Origin of the sequence: Rhizobium binxianense (assembly GCF_028994275.1) — a bacterium.
Lineage (GTDB): Bacteria > Pseudomonadota > Alphaproteobacteria > Rhizobiales > Rhizobiaceae > Rhizobium > Rhizobium binxianense.
The window spans coordinates 3,601,684-3,617,785 of record NZ_CP118713.1 but is presented as its reverse complement, the minus strand read 5'-3'; the positions used below and the strand labels follow the sequence as shown (position 1 = coordinate 3,617,785).

The 16,102-nt window shown below is 61.7% G+C and carries 14 protein-coding genes; 4 read left to right on the top strand and 10 right to left on the bottom strand.

Annotated elements, in window-relative coordinates; genetic code table 11:
• Nucleotides 1–12: 12 nt before the first annotated feature.
• The 5 genes from PO860_RS17740 to PO860_RS17720 form a co-directional block, all read right to left on the bottom strand.
• Nucleotides 13–825, bottom strand: coding sequence for an ABC transporter permease (locus tag PO860_RS17740; protein ID WP_183609430.1), 813 nt, complete (start codon nucleotides 823–825; stop codon nucleotides 13–15).
• The gene (locus PO860_RS17735; RefSeq protein WP_272784877.1) at nucleotides 815–1,777 is read right to left on the bottom strand and encodes an ABC transporter permease; all 963 of its coding nucleotides are present in this window, start codon (nucleotides 1,775–1,777) and stop codon (nucleotides 815–817) included. Before PO860_RS17735 ends, PO860_RS17740 begins: the two co-directional genes overlap by 11 nt.
• Nucleotides 1,774–2,760, bottom strand: a complete 987-nt coding sequence (locus PO860_RS17730; protein WP_275037921.1) for an ABC transporter ATP-binding protein — start codon at nucleotides 2,758–2,760, stop codon at nucleotides 1,774–1,776. The genes PO860_RS17735 and PO860_RS17730 overlap by 4 nt, the downstream gene beginning before the upstream one ends.
• Before the next feature lie 216 nt (nucleotides 2,761–2,976).
• Nucleotides 2,977–4,137, bottom strand: a complete 1,161-nt coding sequence (locus PO860_RS17725; RefSeq protein ID WP_272784878.1) for an ABC transporter substrate-binding protein — start codon at nucleotides 4,135–4,137, stop codon at nucleotides 2,977–2,979.
• A gap of 120 nt (nucleotides 4,138–4,257) precedes the next feature.
• The gene (locus PO860_RS17720; protein ID WP_017995223.1) at nucleotides 4,258–5,166 is read right to left on the bottom strand and encodes a LysR family transcriptional regulator; all 909 of its coding nucleotides are present in this window, start codon (nucleotides 5,164–5,166) and stop codon (nucleotides 4,258–4,260) included.
• 179 nt (nucleotides 5,167–5,345) lie between these two features.
• Here PO860_RS17720 and PO860_RS17715 point away from each other — a divergent pair, with 179 nt between their 5' ends.
• Nucleotides 5,346–6,095 carry a hypothetical protein gene (locus tag PO860_RS17715; RefSeq protein ID WP_272784879.1) on the top strand — a complete coding sequence of 250 codons (750 nt, stop codon included), beginning with the start codon at nucleotides 5,346–5,348 and terminating at the stop codon, nucleotides 6,093–6,095.
• 67 nt (nucleotides 6,096–6,162) lie between these two features.
• Here the strand turns inward: PO860_RS17715 and lysS are convergent, their stop codons facing one another.
• From lysS to PO860_RS17690, 5 genes are all read right to left on the bottom strand, one after another.
• Complete coding sequence (gene lysS / locus PO860_RS17710) at nucleotides 6,163–7,659, bottom strand: lysine--tRNA ligase (protein ID WP_272784880.1); 1,497 nt, start codon at nucleotides 7,657–7,659, stop codon at nucleotides 6,163–6,165.
• Between the two features lie 22 nt (nucleotides 7,660–7,681).
• Nucleotides 7,682–9,148: a glutamate--tRNA ligase gene (gene gltX, locus PO860_RS17705; protein ID WP_273881707.1), complete on the bottom strand. Its 1,467-nt coding sequence runs from the start codon at nucleotides 9,146–9,148 to the stop codon at nucleotides 7,682–7,684.
• A gap of 244 nt (nucleotides 9,149–9,392) precedes the next feature.
• Nucleotides 9,393–10,142 (bottom strand): TerC family protein, encoded by a 750-nt coding sequence (locus PO860_RS17700; protein ID WP_183609438.1) that lies wholly within the window; start codon nucleotides 10,140–10,142, stop codon nucleotides 9,393–9,395.
• Between the two features lie 106 nt (nucleotides 10,143–10,248).
• A complete protein-coding gene (locus PO860_RS17695; protein ID WP_275037920.1) occupies nucleotides 10,249–11,088 on the bottom strand; it encodes an AraC family transcriptional regulator in 840 nt (279 codons plus the stop codon).
• 105 nt (nucleotides 11,089–11,193) lie between these two features.
• The gene (locus PO860_RS17690) at nucleotides 11,194–11,874 is read right to left on the bottom strand and encodes a TetR/AcrR family transcriptional regulator (RefSeq protein ID WP_273881709.1); all 681 of its coding nucleotides are present in this window, start codon (nucleotides 11,872–11,874) and stop codon (nucleotides 11,194–11,196) included.
• Nucleotides 11,875–12,025: 151 nt separating this feature from the next.
• Between PO860_RS17690 and PO860_RS17685 the strand changes: the two genes are divergently transcribed.
• The 3 genes from PO860_RS17685 (at nucleotide 12,026) to PO860_RS17675 (ending at nucleotide 16,099) form a co-directional block, all read left to right on the top strand.
• Entirely contained in the window at nucleotides 12,026–13,234 is a 1,209-nt protein-coding gene (locus PO860_RS17685) for an HlyD family secretion protein (protein ID WP_275037919.1), read from the top strand.
• 33 nt (nucleotides 13,235–13,267) lie between these two features.
• Nucleotides 13,268–14,866, top strand: coding sequence for a DHA2 family efflux MFS transporter permease subunit (locus PO860_RS17680; protein WP_183609441.1), 1,599 nt, complete (start codon nucleotides 13,268–13,270; stop codon nucleotides 14,864–14,866).
• Between the two features lie 207 nt (nucleotides 14,867–15,073).
• Nucleotides 15,074–16,099, top strand: coding sequence for a LacI family DNA-binding transcriptional regulator (locus PO860_RS17675; RefSeq protein ID WP_183609442.1), 1,026 nt, complete (start codon nucleotides 15,074–15,076; stop codon nucleotides 16,097–16,099).
• Nucleotides 16,100–16,102: the final 3 nt, after the last annotated feature.

Here is a 16,102-nt window from a genome sequence, read left to right as displayed (position 1 = left end):
ATGTTCTCCCTGTTATTTGCCGGCGCCGGCGATCTGGTCGCCGTCGCGGGTGAGGTAGTAGGCTGCCAGGATCGGCAGGAAGGTGACGAGCACCACGACCATGGCGACCACATTGGTGACGGGGCGCTGGCGCGGGCGAATGAGTTCTTCGAGCATCCAGATCGGCAAGGTCGATTGCTGGCCGCCGGTGAAGGTGGTGACGATGACCTCGTCGAAGGACAGCGCGAAAGCCAGCATGCCGCCGGCCAGAAGGGCGGTGCCGATATTCGGCAGGATGACATGGCGGAAAGTCTGAAAGCCGTCGGCGCCGAGATCCATCGACGCCTCGATCAGCGAGCCGGATGTGCGGCGGAAGCGGGCGACGGCATTGTTGTAGACGACGACCACGCAGAAAGTGGCGTGGCCGAGCACGATGGTCCAGACCGAAAACGGGATGTCGAACAGGCTGAAGGCGGAGCGCAGCGCTATGCCGGTGATGATGCCGGGAAGGGCGATCGGCAGGATAACCAGCAGCGAGATCGCCTCGCGGCCGAAAAATTTCGTCTGGCTGACGGCTGCCGCACAGAGCGTGCCGAGGATCAGCGCGATCGCGGTGGCGATGACGGCGACCTGCACGGAAAGCCCGAGCGCCGACCAGACATCCGGCCGGTTCCACGCAACAGTGAACCACTGCAGCGTCAGGCCGGGCGGCGGCCATTGATAACTCTTTTCCTCGGTGGTGAAGGCATAGACGAAGATCAGCAGGATCGGCAGGTGCAGGAAGAGGAGGCCGACGGCAGCTGCGATCTTCAAAGGCAGCGGCGAGGTCTTAAGATCAGAGCGCATCAAAAGCCCCCATCTTCTTGGCGAGCGAGAGATAGAGCGCCATGATGACGATCGGCACGACCGAGAAGGCGGCCGCCAGCGGCACGTTGCCGGCCGTTCCCTGCTGGGCATAGACCGCCTGGCCGATGAATAGCCTGGACGAGCCGATGATCTGCGGGATGATGTAATCGCCCAATGTCAGCGAGAAGGTGAAGATCGAGCCGGCGACAATGCCGGGCAGCGCCAAGGGCAGCAGCACGGTGCGGAACGTCTGGCGTGGCGTGGCGCCGAGATCGGCCGAAGCCTCGATCAGGTTGCCGGGCACACGCTCGAGGGCTGCCTGCGTCGGCAGGATCATATAGGGAAGCCAGATATAGACGAAGACGATGAAGGTGCCGAGGTAGCTCACCGACAGCGAGTTACCGCCGATGATAGGCAGGTTCAGGATGCCGTCGAGCAGCCGGGAGAGATGGAGCTTTTCGAAGATCCAGGTAAGGATGCCTTCCTTGGCAAGGATCAGCTTCCAGGCATAGATCTTGACGAGATAGCTCGACCAGAGTGGCAGCATGACGCCGAGATAAAACAGCGCCTTCCATTTGCCTTGCGCATAACGCGCCGCGTAGTAAGCGATCGGAAAGGCGATCAGGGCAGAAGCGATGGTGACCAGCGCTGCCATGACGACGGTGCGGATGATGATGTCGAAATTCGTCGGGCTGAGAAGCTGGGCATAGGTCGAGAGGGTGAATTCGTAATTCACCAGGCCGGAGAAATCGTCGATCGAAAAGAAGCTCTGCAGAAGCAGGGCGATCAGCGAGCCGATATAGATGATCCCCAGCCAGAGCAGCGGCGGCGTCAGCATCAGGAAGAGCAGCAGCTTCGGGCGCCGCCAGAAAGCATCCGACAATTGGCCGAAGAAACCGCCGCGCCCCGGAAGGATCGATGTCTTGCCGCCTGACATGGTGAGGGTTGTCATGCCGCATCATCCATATAGTGGATATCGGCAGGTTGCCAGGCGAGACGGATGCCGGCGCCGACATCGGGCACGGGCGCGCCCGCAGGCAGCATGACGTGCAGCCGGCTGCCCTTGAGATCGACGCTGAGACGGGTGGCTGCGCCCAGGAAGCTTGCGTTTTCGACTTTCGCCTCGACGCCGTCGCTTGCCAGCCGGATCGCTTCGGGACGGAGGCTTGCCCAGCGCTTCTCGCCGCCGAGCGAGGCCATCAGATCAGGCGCGATGACGTTTGAGGAGCCGACGAAATCGGCGACGAAGCGGGTCTTCGGGCAGCGGTAGATATCCTGCGGCGTGCCTTGCTGAACGATGTTGCCGTCGTTGAAAACGGCGACGCGATCGGCCATGGACAGCGCCTCGCCCTGATCGTGGGTGACGAAGACGAAGGTGATGCCGAGGGCGCGCTGCAGGCTCTTCAATTCCTCCTGCATCTGCTCGCGCAGTTTCAGGTCGAGTGCGCCGAGCGGTTCGTCGAGCAGCAGCACCTTCGGCTTGTTGACCAGCGCGCGGGCGAGCGCCACGCGCTGCCGCTGGCCGCCGGACAGCTGGCCGGGGCGGCGGCCGCCATAACCCGGCAGCTTGACGAGTTCGAGGGCATCGCCGGCAGCCTTCACCCGTTCCGCCTTGCCGACGCCCTTGACCATCAGCCCATAGGCGACATTGTCGAGAATGTTGAGATGCGGGAAGAGCGCGTAGTCCTGGAACACGGTGTTGACGTTGCGGCGATAGGGCGGAACGCCGTCGGCCGTCTCGCCGAAGATCTGGATATGGCCTGATGTCGGCTGTTCGAAGCCGGCGATCAATCGGAGACACGTCGTCTTGCCGGAGCCGGAGGGTCCGAGCATGGCGAAGAATTCGCCCGGCGCGATTTCGAGATCGACGCCGTCGACGGCGCGCACCTGGCCGAAATGGCGCGATACCTGCTGGAAACGGACGGCTGACGTCATTTGAGGGCTCCAGATCTTGGATGTTTAGAGAGGGCTCGGTCTTGGTTATTGAAGACCCCGCCCCAAACCCCTCCCCACAAGGGGAGGGGCTTAACCTGCCGTAGCCTTTCGCAAATACCTTGGCGTTTCGGCAGGATTCGACGGTGCCACTCGCAGCCCCTCCCCCTTGTGGGGAGGGGTTGGGGAGGGGACTTTACCCCCGCGGACCGGCCCGATTCACCGCCCGCCGATCACGCCGATATAATCCGACACCCAGCGATGATAGGGCACGCATTCGCTCTGCGTCGTGCATTTGGCGACCGGGGTCTTCCAGAACTTGATCTTGTCGAAGTGATCGAAGCCGTTGGTGGCGCAGCCGGTGTCGCCCATCAGCTCGTTGCCCTTGCAGGCGGCGGGAACGGAGGGCACGGCGCCGAACCACGCGGCTGCATCGCCCTGGACCTTGGCCTTCAGTGAATGTTCCATCCACATATAGGCGCAGTTCGGATGCTCGCTGTCGGCGTGCAGCATGGTCGTGTCGGCCCAGCCGGTGACGCCTTCCTCCGGGAAGGTGGAGGCGATCTTCTGCTTGTCGGCCTGCAGCAGGTTGACCTGGAAGGGCCAGGAGCCGGAGGCGACGACGCCTTCATTCTTGAAGTCGTCGATCTGGATCATCGCGTCGTGCCAGTAGCGGGAGACCAGCTTGCGCTGGCCGCGCAAGAGGTCGAGGGCGGCCTTGTACTGGTCCTCGGTCAGTTCATAGGGATCCTTGATGCCGAGATCCGGCTTGTGGGCCATCAGATACATGGCGGCGTCGGCGATATAGATCGCGCCATCATAGGCCTGGACGCGGCCCTTGTTCGATTTGCCGTCGGGCAGCGTCTGCTCCTCGAAGACGACGTTCCAGCTGGTTGGCGCCTTGTCCTTGAAGGCATCGGTATTATACATCAGCACATTCGGCCCCCAGAGATAGGGCACGCCGTAATGCACGCCGCCGACCGTATACCACGGGCCCTTCTGCAGGCGCTCGTCGACGGTCTTGAAGCTCGGGATCAGATCGGTGTTGATCGGCTGGACACGTTTGCCGGCGATGAGGCGCAGCGACGCGTCGCCCGATGCCGTGACGAGATCGAAGCCGCCCTCGTTCATCAGCGAGACCATTTCATCCGAGGTGGCGGCGGTCTTGACGGAAACCTTGCAGCCGGTCTCCTTTTCGAAATCGGTGACCCAGTCGTAGTTCTTGTCGGTTTCGCCGCGCTCGATATAACCGGCCCAGGCGACGATGCTGACCGCGCCTTCGGCTTTGCCGAGCGCCTTCAGCGGTTCGGCGGCGATCCCCTGCGTTGCGAAGCTCAGGCAGGCGAGTGCCGCCGTGCAGGATTTCAACAGATTGGTCATCATCCGTCTCCCGGTCTGGTGCCACTTTCCGTGGCGGTTTGTTCCCGGATGAAAAGGTGACGCGAAAAAGCCGCTTTCGCAAATTCATTTATCAGAAAGGCGTTATCGGAAATTCCGATATCAGCGGATGCGGCCGGAGCGCAGGCTTTCGGCGATGCCGACGAAATCGCGTGCCGCCTGCGGCAGGCTGGAGCCCTTGCGCCAGACCATGCCGACCTGGACGACCGGCAGCGAACCGGAGACGTCACGGCTTTCGATACGATCGCCTTCCAGCGACCAAGGGCGATAGACGAGATCGGGAAGCAGCGCCACGCCGGCGCCTGTCGCCACCAGGCTGCGCACGGCCTCCACCGAGCGGGTGCGGAAGGCGACATGCGGGCGGGCGCCGAGCGCCGAGAGCAGCTTGCCGGTGTTCTCCTCGATTTCGTCGACCGTCAGCATGATCAGCGGTTCGCGGGCGATGTCGGCGACCGAGATGATGTCGGCCGATACCAGCGGATGGCCCATCGGCAGCCATAGACGGTAGGGCGAGGTTTCGAGGATTTCCGCCTGCAGCGCCATGCGATCGCGCAGATTCGAGATCACCATGACGGCAACATCCAGTTCGCCGCCGACCAGGAGGTGTTCGAGATAGCCGCCATTGTCCTCGATGGCGCTGACCTCGATGCCCGGACAGGCGCGCCGGTATCGCGCCAGAAGGTCGGAGAGCACGTAGCCGGCGACAAGCGAAGTGACGCCGATATTCAGCGTGCCGGAGAGGGCGCTTTGCTGGCCGGAAAAACTGGTCCGTGCATCGGAGACGGAGGCCAGAATCTTGGTCGCATGGCGCAGAAACTGGTGGCCGTTATGGGTGATCGTCAGGCCGCGCGGATGGCGCTCGAACAGCGCGACGCCGAGGTCGGTTTCAAGCTCCTTCAGCGCTTCCGTCACCGAGGATTGCGAGATCGAAAGGTTCTGTGCAGCGCGAGTCACCGAACCCTGTTCGGCGACGGCGACAAAATATTGAACCTGGCGAAGCGTGAAGGCCATCAGCGTTTAGAGCATGGTGGAATAGGCCGTGGCAAGCCGCTTGGAGAAGCGGACCTTTTTTGGTGTTTTCTTTAAATGGCGCAGGCTTCACACGCCCACTTAAACTTTCGGAAACGTGATTTCCTTAACGTTCTCAGCACTTGTCCTGCGTTGGAGTTTCAGATGGCGGAGCAGTTGGCGTGAAGGCCTTACTGCGCATCTTCCGGCCTTCCCGGAAATTGGCAATCATCATCGGTGGAGTCGCTCTTCTGGCGGGCGTTTCCGGCGGTGCGGCCATCTATGTCGGCAAGGACAGGCTGATCGGTGCCGCCGGTGGTGGCTACGGGCTCGAATGCAGCGACGTCAACCTGGTGACGATCCGCAAGCAGAACCGCGTCTGGGTGCGCAAATACATCAAGACAGAACCGACCGACGGGATGACGCGCGTCACGACCGCACTTCGTGTCGCCCAGGCCGTTTATGCCGCGCAGAAGCCGGATCTGGTGCAGGTGGTGGTCCTCGACGAGAACGGCCCCACCCTGCGCGCCGACATTCGCGGCCGGGCGATCGGCGCCGATGTCGTCTATATCCCGCATCCCGACAAGGCCGTTCCCGGCCTCGACGACAAGCCCTATACGGCGCGCTACTATGACGGCAAGGCCAGCGAAAACGGGCTGTTCTTCGGCGAGCGGATAGACATGCCGTCAGACGAGGTCGCCATGATCAGCGCCGCTTTCAAGGATCCGGAGGATTGCGTCGATCCGGTTGCGGTTGGCTCGACGAAGAACGGCGAAAAAGCTAAGGAAACGAAGGCTGCGGGTGGCGGTCATGGTGCCGCCCCTCCGGCCGAACGCGAAGCGGCGCCTGCGCCGGAGGGCGGGAGCGCCGATGTGGTGGCTGAAGCCCCGGCCGAAGAGCCGCCGGAAACCGCGCCCGCCAAGGCCCACTGAACGGATGGCATGAAAATAGCGGAACGCCGGCTGGCACTCCGCTTCGTTCTTCTCTGTTTTCTTCCGGTCAGTCGGCCTTGTTGCGGCGGGCCGGGAAGAGGATGACGTCGCGGATCGACGGCGCGTTGGTCAGAAGCATGATCAGGCGGTCGACGCCGATGCCGAGGCCGCCTGCCGGCGGCATACCCTGGTCGATCGCGTCGAGGAATTCCTCGTCCAGCTGCTTTTCCTTTTCGCCGCGGGCATGCGCCTGTTCGAGCTGCTCGACCATGCGGCGGCGCTGCTCTTCGGGATCGTTGAGCTCCGAGAAGGCGTTGCCGAGTTCCCAGGCGTTGCAATAGGTCTCGAAACGCTCGACCAGGCGTGGCTCACCCGGCACTTCCTTGGCGAAGGGTGAGATATCCTTCGGGAAATGCGTGACATGCGACGGCTGGATCAGCGTGGATTCGACCTTTTCCTCGAAGATGAAGGCGAGGCATTCGCCCCAAGTCCAATCCTTCTCGACCGCGAAGCCGGCAGCCTTGGCGGCGGTGCGCGCCTCTTCATCGGTCTTGATGGCGAGGAAATCGATGCCGGTGGCTTCCTTGACGGCATCGGGCATCGGCACGCGCTTGAACGGCCCCTTGAAGGACAACCGCTTGTCGCCGAAATCGAATTCCGTCGTGCCGTGAATGGAGAGCGCCAGGCCTTCGAACAGCCGCTCGACGAGGTCCATCATGTCCTCGTAATCGGCATAGGCCCAATAACATTCCATCATCGTGAATTCGGGATTGTGCCGGGTGGAGACGCCTTCGTTGCGGAAGTTCCGGTTGATCTCGAAGACCTTGTCGGTGAGACCCGAGACCAGCGTGCGCTTCAAGAACAGTTCCGGCGCGATGCGCAGATACATGTCGAGCTTCAGCGTGTTGTGATGCGTCTTGAACGGCTCGGCGGTGGCGCCCCCATAGATCGATTGCAGCATCGGCGTTTCGACTTCCATGAAGCCGTCATTCTCCATGAAGCGGCGGATGCCGGAGACGATCTTCGAGCGCTGCTGGAAGCGAAGCTTCGAATCCTCGTTGGTCATGATGTCGAGATGGCGCTTGCGATAACGCAGCTCGATGTCGGAGAGCCCGTGCCACTTCTCGGGCATCGGCAGCAGCGACTTGGTCAGCATTTCGATCTTCTGGGCGTTGATCGTTAGTTCGCCGCGCTTGGTGCGGCGCACGATGCCGGTGACGCCGATGATATCGCCGATGTCGATCATCGGCAGCAGGGCGCGGGCTTCTTCCGGAGTCGTGTCCTTGTGACTGAAGATCTGGATCTTGCCGCCCGCATCGTGGATGTCCATGAACATGCCGGAGTTGCGCGAGGAATAGACACGGCCGGCAACGGTGACGACATCCTGCGTCTCGGTGTCGGGCTCCAGCCCGTCGTATTTCGCAGCCAGCTCGGCATTGGTCATCGTCCGGTGGAAATGCGCCGGATAGACGTCGCCGATCTGCTCGCGCAGCAGCTTCAGCTTCTGGGCGCGCACCTCAGTTGCGTCGGAGGAGAGCGTGTTTTCGGTCTTGTTGTCAGCCATTGTCGAAATCCTCTGACTGTTCTTACTTCGAGCCGACGAGGGCGGCGACGGCCTGCGCGGCAAGCTTCAGGCGCTGACGCACGACGGAGCGGCCGAGAATGGCCATGGAGTCGAAGAGCGGCAGCGAGCGCGACGAGCCGGACACGGCGACGAAGAGCGGCGAGACCACGACCTTCAGCTTCTTGCCCATGCGGTCGGCGATGGCGCGCAACTCCGCTTCGATCGTCTCGACATTCCATTCCAGGATCTTTTCGAGATCCGGCTGAACGGTGTTGAGGATCTCGAGGATCTCTTCCGGCGGCGACTTGATCTTGGCGAAATCGGAAGGCTGCAGGCCGAGATCTGATTTCAGCAGGAAGCCGGCGAGATCGGGCAGTTCGCCGAGTTTGGAGATCCGCGTCTGCGACAGCCGCAGACCTTCCTTCAGGCGGTCGTTTTCCATCGCCCAGGCAAGCACGCGCGCCTGGAATTCCTCTTCGGAGAGCTTCTCGCGGATCCAGCGGCCGTTCAGCCAGTCGAGCTTCTGGATGTCGAAGATCGCGCCTGCTTTGGAGAGGTTCTCCGGATCGAACTTCTCGGAGAGCTCATCCATCGTCAACAGCTCTTCGCCTTCGGCGATCTGGATGAAGAACAGGCCGAGGAAGTTCATCAGCGCTTCGGGAATATAACCGAGCGCGGAATAATAGGAGATCGAGGTCGGGTTCTTGCGCTTCGACAGCTTCGACTTGTCGGCATTGCGCATCAGCGACAGATGCATGAAGACCGGCTGGTCCCAGCCGAAATAGCGATAGAGCAGGATGTGCTTCGGCACCGAAGCCAGCCACTCTTCGCCGCGCGCCACATGGGTGATCTTCATCAGATGGTCGTCGATGACATTGGCCATGTGATAGGTCGGCATGCCATCGGCCTTGATCAGCACCTGCATGTCGACGGAATCCCACGGGATGGAGACATCGCCATAGACGCCGTCCGTGAAGTCGCACGAGCCTTCGGCCGGGATCTTCATGCGGATAACGGTCGTTTCGCCAGCGGCCATGCGCGAGGTGACTTCCTCGGCCGTCAGGCTGAGGCAGAGACCGTCATATTTCGGCGGCTTGCCGGCGGCGCGCTGGCCCTCGCGCATCTGTTCGAGGCGCTCAGGCGTGCAGAAACAGCGGAAGGCATGTCCCTTGTCCAGCAGTTCCTGTGCGTAGGGCTGGTACATCTGCTTGCGGTCGGACTGGCGATAAGGGCCGTAGGGGCCGCCGATATCGGGGCCTTCCTTCCATTCCAGCCCGCACCATTTCAGGGCGTCCAGCACCTTCGTCTCGAATTCCGGGGTCGAGCGCGTCGCATCGGTATCCTCGATGCGCAGGATGAACTCGCCGCCGTGCTTCTTGGCGAAGAGATAGTTGAAGAGAGCGATGTAAGCGGTGCCGACATGCGGCTCGCCGGTCGGCGAGGGAGCGATGCGGACGCGGACGCCGGTAGCTGTCCCGGAAACTGTCATTGTGTGTGCCCGTCAATGAATGCCGGACGGTATTCGCGGGAAAGCGATGTTCGGCCGGAAGGATGCAGATATCTTCATCGGCAAACCGGCCGAAAAAGGGCATTCGCCCGCACCATTCGCCGATCGTCCGTTCGGCTGGCCTTAGGCCATATTCAACCGGGCGCGTCAAGAAAAACCACACCTGCAAAGGCCCGATGGCAGCGAGGTGAGGCGCGCCGGTTTCGCCGCGCCTCCCACTTCAGCCTCAATGCGTGCCTTCGCGCTTCCGCTTGCGGGCATTGCGGGCGAACATGTTCAGCACCTCGACCAGTGCCGAGAAGGCCATGGCGGCGTAGACGTAGCCCTTCGGCACATGGAAGCCCATGCCGTCGGCGATCAGCGTCGTGCCGATCATCAGCAGGAAGGCGAGGGCCAGCATGACAATCGTCGGGTTCCTCTCGATGAAGTTGGCAAGCGGGTTCGCGGCGACCAGCATGACGGTGACGGCGGCGATAACGGCAATCACCATGATCGGCAGATGCGGCGTCATGCCGACGGCGGTGATGATGCTGTCGACCGAGAAGACGAGGTCGAGCAGCAGGATCTGGCCGATCGCCGATGCAAAGCCTGTCGTTGCCGACGTTGCGATGAAATCCTCCTGGTGGTCCAAGGGATCGACGGTGTGGTGAATTTCCTTGGTGGCTTTCCAGACGAGGAACAAGCCGCCGGCAATCAGGATCAGATCCTTCCAGGAGAAGCCGTGGCCGAAGGCCGTAAACAGCGGTTCGGTCAGCTGCACGATCCAGGCGATGGTGCCGAGCAGCGCCAGGCGCATGACGAGGGCGAGACCGATGCCGATCTTGCGGGCCCTCTCCCGGTGCTCAGGCGGCAGTTTGTTGGTGAGAATGGAAATGAAGATCAGGTTGTCGATCCCGAGAACGACTTCCATCACCACCAACGTGATGAGCGCCACCCAGGCGGCCGGATCCTGAATGAGCGTCATGATTTCCTGCATCAGCTTATATCCCTCTTGCGTCACATGATTGGAGGACGCGCGCAATGTAGTGTCGGCGGCCCGCCACGCAAGCGCCGCAAGGGGGTATACGAAATCGATGTGACTTTTATTCCTTAATGGGCAGCCAGATTTCGGTGACGCCCATGCCGGTATAGGGGTCGAAGCGCTCGTCGTAACGTTCGAACATGTCGGGTGTCTCGCCGTGCTCCAGGCCCGAGGTTGGCCACCATGCGCCAAAAATCCGGTTCATCGTCGCTGAAATACCCGAGACATGGCCGCGATGGGCAAAGACGACGTAGCGCTGGCCTGGAAGCTTGAGCGTTGCAAAATCCGCTGGCAGATCGCCGGCATCGGAGACTTCGACTGCGGCCATATAGCGGAATTTCTCCGCTTCGCCTGTGATATGTGTGCAGACGCCATAGGCTACGTTGCCCTTCTGGCCGGAGATATGGCCGAAATGGACATTGAACTTCTGCCAGAGAGAAGGGATGGCGGCATTGCCGCCATAGGGGTAGATCTCCTGCAGGCCGGCAACGAGCATCGGCTGCAGGGTTTCGAAGCGGGGCGGTTCGAGGTCGTTGAGGTGGGCGGGGTCCATTCTGATCGGCTCCAGCAAGATAAGGTTACGGGCGTGGCCCTGTCTGCGCACCGCATCCGGCGTCATGCCGAACTGGTCGCGGAAGGCACGGGTGAAAGCCTCGTGCGAGCCGTAGCCCGCGCAAAGCGCAACCTCGAGAATGGTGGATGAGCCGTCGACGAGCGCGGGTACGGCGCGGCTGAGACGCCGCCCTCTTATATAACCGCTGATCGAGTGGCCGGTGACGAGCCCGAAGACACGTGACAGATGGTAGCGCGACAATCCGGCTGCTTCCGATATCTCTTCCAGCGATAGATCGTTTTCGAAATGGCTTTCTATGAACCAGATCGCCCGTGCGACGGCGCTCATCCTCATTCTCCTGATTGCAGCTTCTTCCTTAAAGAAAAGCCGGCAGCCGGATTTGATCGCTATTGCGGGATTTTGGCCCACGGGAAGCGGCGGTCAAGGGTGCGGTCAGGTGGTCTCGTGCCGGCGCGCGCCGTAGGCGGCCATGAAGACCCGGATCGCACCGCGGATGACACGGTCGATTTCCTCGCGGGGCGGCGGCTCTTCCATGCTTCCGAACAGGCGGAGCTTGAAAAAACTGCCGCTGGCGAGATCGAGAAACTGGCCGGCGGCCAGGTCGATGTCGTCGATCTCGAGCCTGCCTTCGGCGACGTGCCGTTCCAGGAAGTCGCGCATGATGGTGCGCAGGTTTTCCGGGCCCTTGAAAAAGCGCTGAGAGAGCACCGGCATGCGGTCGCGCACGCCGAGAACGGTGCGCATCGCGTTGATGACCTTTTCATCGGTCATATAGGTGACGAAGCTTATCCCGAATTCGTACAGGCCGGCTTCGGGATCGTCATGTTCGGCAAGCGCTGTGCGCACGGCCGCCACGAAGGCGGCGCGCTCGGTCTCGATCATCGCCGAAAACAGCTCTTCCTTGTTGGTGAAATAGACGTAGAGCGTTCCCTTGGAGACTCCTGCCTCGCGCGTCACGTCGTTCATGCTGGCGGCGTCGAAACCCATTTTCATGAAGACGCGCTTGGCGCCGGCGAGAATCTGCTGGCGTTTGGCCGGATCTTCGCCCGCGGCAAATCGGCCTCCCCCAACGGGGGGGCTCAAGACGGCGGCGTGGTCGGGTTTCAGCGTCATGTCTCCTTAACCGTGTTCACGATTTCGTATTTTCATTAAAAGAAATCGAACCGATTGGTTCTATACACCTTGATATGACGGGAAAACAGGTTTAAGTCAACTGAACCGAACCGTTCAGTTCGATTATTTACTCCAAATCGGTAAAGTGGCCATGTCGAGCAACCAGAAAAGTAACGTCGCGCGGATCGTCAGCGAAAACGCCCGACCCGAAGAGGCCGAGGTCGTGACCGTTGCTGAGGCGCCGACGGCGGAAGTCCTGGAAAAGCCGTCTGCCCCCGCGCAGTCGGCGCCGGCTTCGGTTGCCACGCCCGCGGCTGCGAAGAAGCGCCGCAGCCCGGTGCTGCCGATCGTCGTGCTTGCTCTTCTCGCCGGCGGCGGCTGGTATGGTTACGAATGGTGGACGAACGGCCGCTTCATGGTGTCGACCGACGACGCCTATATCGAGGGCGATATCGCAACGATTTCGCCGAAGGTCACGGGCTACGTCGCGAAGGTGAATGTGGTCGCCAACCAGGAAGTCAAAGCGGGCGACGTGCTCGCCACGCTTGATAACGGCGACTATCAGAACGCCCTCGACCTGGCCCAGGCCCAGATCGCCACCGAACAGCTTTCGCTGCAGCGCATCGACGCACAGATCGAAGGCGCCAATGCCAGCCTCGTGCAGGCGCGGGCGCAGAAGGTGGCACTCGAAGCGGCCGTTCGCGGCGCCGAGATCACCCAGAAGCGCCAAAGCGAGCTTCAGGCGAAGTCGGTCGGTACGGCTGCCGATCTCGACAACGCCAATATCGCCCTTGACCAGGCGAAGGCCAATCTGGCCGGCGGCGACGCCAACATCGCGGTTGCGCATGCCAACGTCACCATTCTTCAGTCCCAACGCCGAGAGGCCGAAGGCTCGGTCCGCTCGCTTGAGATCTCGCGCGACAAAGCCGCCCGCGACCTCTCCTTCACCGTGCTCAAAGCGCCTTATGACGGCATTGTCGGCAACCGCTCGGTCCAGGAAGGCGATCTCGTTTCGCCCGGCCAGCGCCTGATGGCGCTCGTTCCGGTGCGTCAGCTCTATATCGACGCCAACTTCAAGGAAACGCAGATCCAGCATCTGGTTCCCGGCTCGAAGGTCAATGTCCATGTCGACGCTTATAGCGACCATCCTGTTGTCGGCACCGTCGAGTCGATCTCGCCGGCTTCCGGCTCGGTCTTCTCGCTGCTGCCGCCGGAAAATGCCACGGGCAACTTCACCAAGGTGATCCAGCGGGTGCCGGTACGCATCGCGCTGCCGCAGGATGCGCTCGACAGCGGGCGTCTGCGCGCGGGCCTCAGCGTCGTCGTCGACGTCGATACCCGCACGGCGCCGGGCAAGTAAGCCTTTCGAAAGGCGGAAGGCGGAGGTGGTCTGATGGCCGGAAGCGCGACAGCAACAGCCGGGACGATTCCCGCAGCGCCTGCCCACGTCGACGAGCGCATGGATCCGAAGAAGCTCATCGCCTTCTTCGCGATGGTGCTCGGCATGTTCATGTCGATCCTCGACATTCAGATCGTCTCGGCCTCGCTTGCCGAAATCCAGGCCGGCCTTTCGGCCGGCAGCGACGAGGTCGGCTGGGTGCAGACGGCCTATCTGATCGCCGAAGTGATCATGATCCCGCTATCGGGCACGTTGGCGCGCATTATCTCGACGCGTTATCTCTTTGCGATCTCGGCCGCCGGCTTCACCATGGCCAGCGCGCTTGCGGCGACGGCGACGAATATCGACCAGATGATCGTCTACCGGGCCATCCAGGGCTTCATCGGCGGCGGCATGATCCCGTCGGTGTTTGCGGCCGCCTTCACCATTTTCCCGCCGTCGAAGCGCAGCATCGTCTCGCCGATCATCGGCCTGATCGCGACGCTGGCGCCGACCATCGGCCCGACCGTCGGCGGCTATCTCAGCCATGCATTTTCGTGGCACTGGCTGTTCCTCGTCAATATCGTCCCCGGCATCATCGTCACGATCGTCACCTGGAACTTCATCGATTTCGACAAGCCGGAACTGTCGCTCTTCAAGAAGTTCGACTGGTGGGGGCTGTTCTCGATGGGCATCTTCCTCGGTGCGATGGAATATGTGCTCGAAGAGGGCAATTCGAACGACTGGTTCAACGACAGTTCCATCGCGATTGCTGCCGTCGCTTCCGGCGTTGCAGCCATCGTATTCTTCTATCGCGCCTTCACGGTGGATTTTCCTGTCGTCGATCTCAAGGCCTTTGCGAACCGGAATTTCTCCTTCGGCTCGATCTTCTCTTTCGTCATGGGCATCGGCCTCTATGGTCTCACCTATATCTATCCGGTCTATCTCGGCCGTATCCGCGGCTATGATTCGCTGATGATCGGCCAGACGATGTTCGTCTCCGGGCTTGCGATGTTCTTCACCGCGCCGATCGCCGGCCGGCTGTCGACCAAGATGGACCTGCGGCTGATGATGGTGATCGGCTTCATCAGCTTCGCCGCCGGCACATACATCATGATCCACCTGACGGCGGACTGGGATTTCTACGAACTCTTCATCCCGCAGATTCTGCGTGGCTTCGGGCTGATGATGTGCATGGTGCCGATCAACAACATCGCGCTCGGCACGATGCCGCCATCGCGCATTCGCGGTGCGTCCGGCCTGTTCAACTTGACCAGAAACCTCGGCGGCGCCGTCGGCCTTGCCGTCATCAACACTGTGCTCACCAACCGGCAGGACGTGCACTACGAGCGGCTGCGGGAGAATATGGATTGGGGCAATCCGGCGGCGGTCGACCAGATGAACAACATGGCCGCCAATTTCAACACCTATGGCATGGATGGCGCCTCGGTCGCGGTCAAGCAGATGGTCGGCCTTGCCACCAAGCAGGCGGTCATCCTCTCTTTCAGCGATATATTCCTGATCCTGACCGTGCTTTTTGTCGCGATGATCTTCGGTGTCGCCATGATCAAGAAACCCGCGCCGCAAGGCGGGGGAGGCGGCGGCGGCCACTGACCTCCGGCCTGCCGCCGTTTGAAAAGGCCCTCTCCGGAGGGCCTTTTTGTTGCGGGTTTCCAGCTTCCGTGCCATCGGGAAAATGATCGCTGGCGGATCGGTTCGAACCGGGCCATCCATGCGGAAAATCGACAAGGAAACCGGCCTGTTCGATTTTTTGATTTACGTACATCAAATTTGGCGTTAATGGTCTCGTCAGGAGGAATGATGAGGCCAACTGTTCACGATATCGCTGCCGCCGCCGGTGTCAGTCTCGCGACTGTCGACCGGGTTCTCAACCAGCGTCCCGGTGTGCGTCACGTCACGCGGGCGAAGGTCGAGAACGCGATCCGTGAGCTCGGTTATATCAGAGATGTCGCCGCCGCCAATCTCGCGAAGGGGCGCACCTATCCGCTGGTCTTCATCCTTCCGGCCAGCGACAATTCCTTCATGCACGGGCTCAATGCCGAGATCCGGCAGGCGATCGTCCGTTCGTCGGCCGAGCGTACCGATATCCGCACCATTGAGGTGCCGGCCTTCGATCCCGCCGCCCTCGTCTCCGTGCTTGAAGGGCTTTCCCGGGAAAAGCCCTGCGGCATTGCGCTGGTTGCGACCGATGCGGCCGAAGTACGCGCCGCCGTCGACAGGCTGGTGCGCGAGCGTTTTCCCATCGTCACCCTGGTTTCCGATCTCACCGGCTCGCTGCGCCATCACTATGCCGGCGTCGACAATATCGCTGCCGGCCGCACCGCCGCCCGGTTGCTCGGGCGATTTCTCGGGCCGCGAAAAGGCGAGATTGCGGTGCTTGCCGGCTCCATGCTGGTGCGCGACCATCGCGAGCGGCTGGAGGGCTTCACCGCCGTTATAGCAGAGGAATTTCCGGATCTGGCGATCCTGTCGGTTCTCGAAGGCCGCGACGACCCGGAGGTCGCCCATGGGCTCGTTGCCGATGCGCTCGCCAGGAATGCCGGCATCGTCGGCGTCTACAGCCTCGGCGCCGGCAATCGCGGGCTGATCCGGGCGTTGAAGGAGAAAGCCGTCGATCGGACGCTGACCGTGATTGCCCACGAGTTGACCGCCCACACCCGCGCAGCACTCCTCGACAACACGATCGATGCGATCCTCAACCAGGACGCCGGCCATGAGGTGCGCAGCGCGATCCGGGTGCTGAAAGCCAAGGCAGACGGGCTTGCCGTCATTGAAGCGCAGGAGCGCATCCGCCTCGACATATTCCTGAAAGACAATCTGCCGTAACGG

Bases quoted from the DNA above. Each gene is read 5' to 3' on its own strand.
- PO860_RS17700 (WP_183609438.1), bottom strand. From the start codon at position 10,142: ATGCAGGAAATCATGACGCTCATTCAGGATCCGGCCGCCTGGGTGGCG.
- PO860_RS17735 (WP_272784877.1), bottom strand. From the start codon at position 1,777: ATGACAACCCTCACCATGTCAGGCGGCAAGACATCGATCCTTCCGGGG.
- PO860_RS17675 (WP_183609442.1), top strand. From the start codon at position 15,074: ATGAGGCCAACTGTTCACGATATCGCTGCCGCCGCCGGTGTCAGTCTC.
- PO860_RS17730 (WP_275037921.1), bottom strand. From the start codon at position 2,760: ATGACGTCAGCCGTCCGTTTCCAGCAGGTATCGCGCCATTTCGGCCAG.
- PO860_RS17690 (WP_273881709.1), bottom strand. From the start codon at position 11,874: ATGACGCTGAAACCCGACCACGCCGCCGTCTTGAGCCCCCCCGTTGGG.
- PO860_RS17740 (WP_183609430.1), bottom strand. From the start codon at position 825: ATGCGCTCTGATCTTAAGACCTCGCCGCTGCCTTTGAAGATCGCAGCT.
- lysS (WP_272784880.1), bottom strand. From the start codon at position 7,659: ATGGCTGACAACAAGACCGAAAACACGCTCTCCTCCGACGCAACTGAG.
- PO860_RS17680 (WP_183609441.1), top strand. From the start codon at position 13,268: ATGGCCGGAAGCGCGACAGCAACAGCCGGGACGATTCCCGCAGCGCCT.
- PO860_RS17720 (WP_017995223.1), bottom strand. From the start codon at position 5,166: ATGGCCTTCACGCTTCGCCAGGTTCAATATTTTGTCGCCGTCGCCGAA.
- PO860_RS17695 (WP_275037920.1), bottom strand. From the start codon at position 11,088: ATGAGCGCCGTCGCACGGGCGATCTGGTTCATAGAAAGCCATTTCGAA.
- PO860_RS17725 (WP_272784878.1), bottom strand. From the start codon at position 4,137: ATGACCAATCTGTTGAAATCCTGCACGGCGGCACTCGCCTGCCTGAGC.
- PO860_RS17685 (WP_275037919.1), top strand. From the start codon at position 12,026: ATGTCGAGCAACCAGAAAAGTAACGTCGCGCGGATCGTCAGCGAAAAC.
- gltX (WP_273881707.1), bottom strand. From the start codon at position 9,148: ATGACAGTTTCCGGGACAGCTACCGGCGTCCGCGTCCGCATCGCTCCC.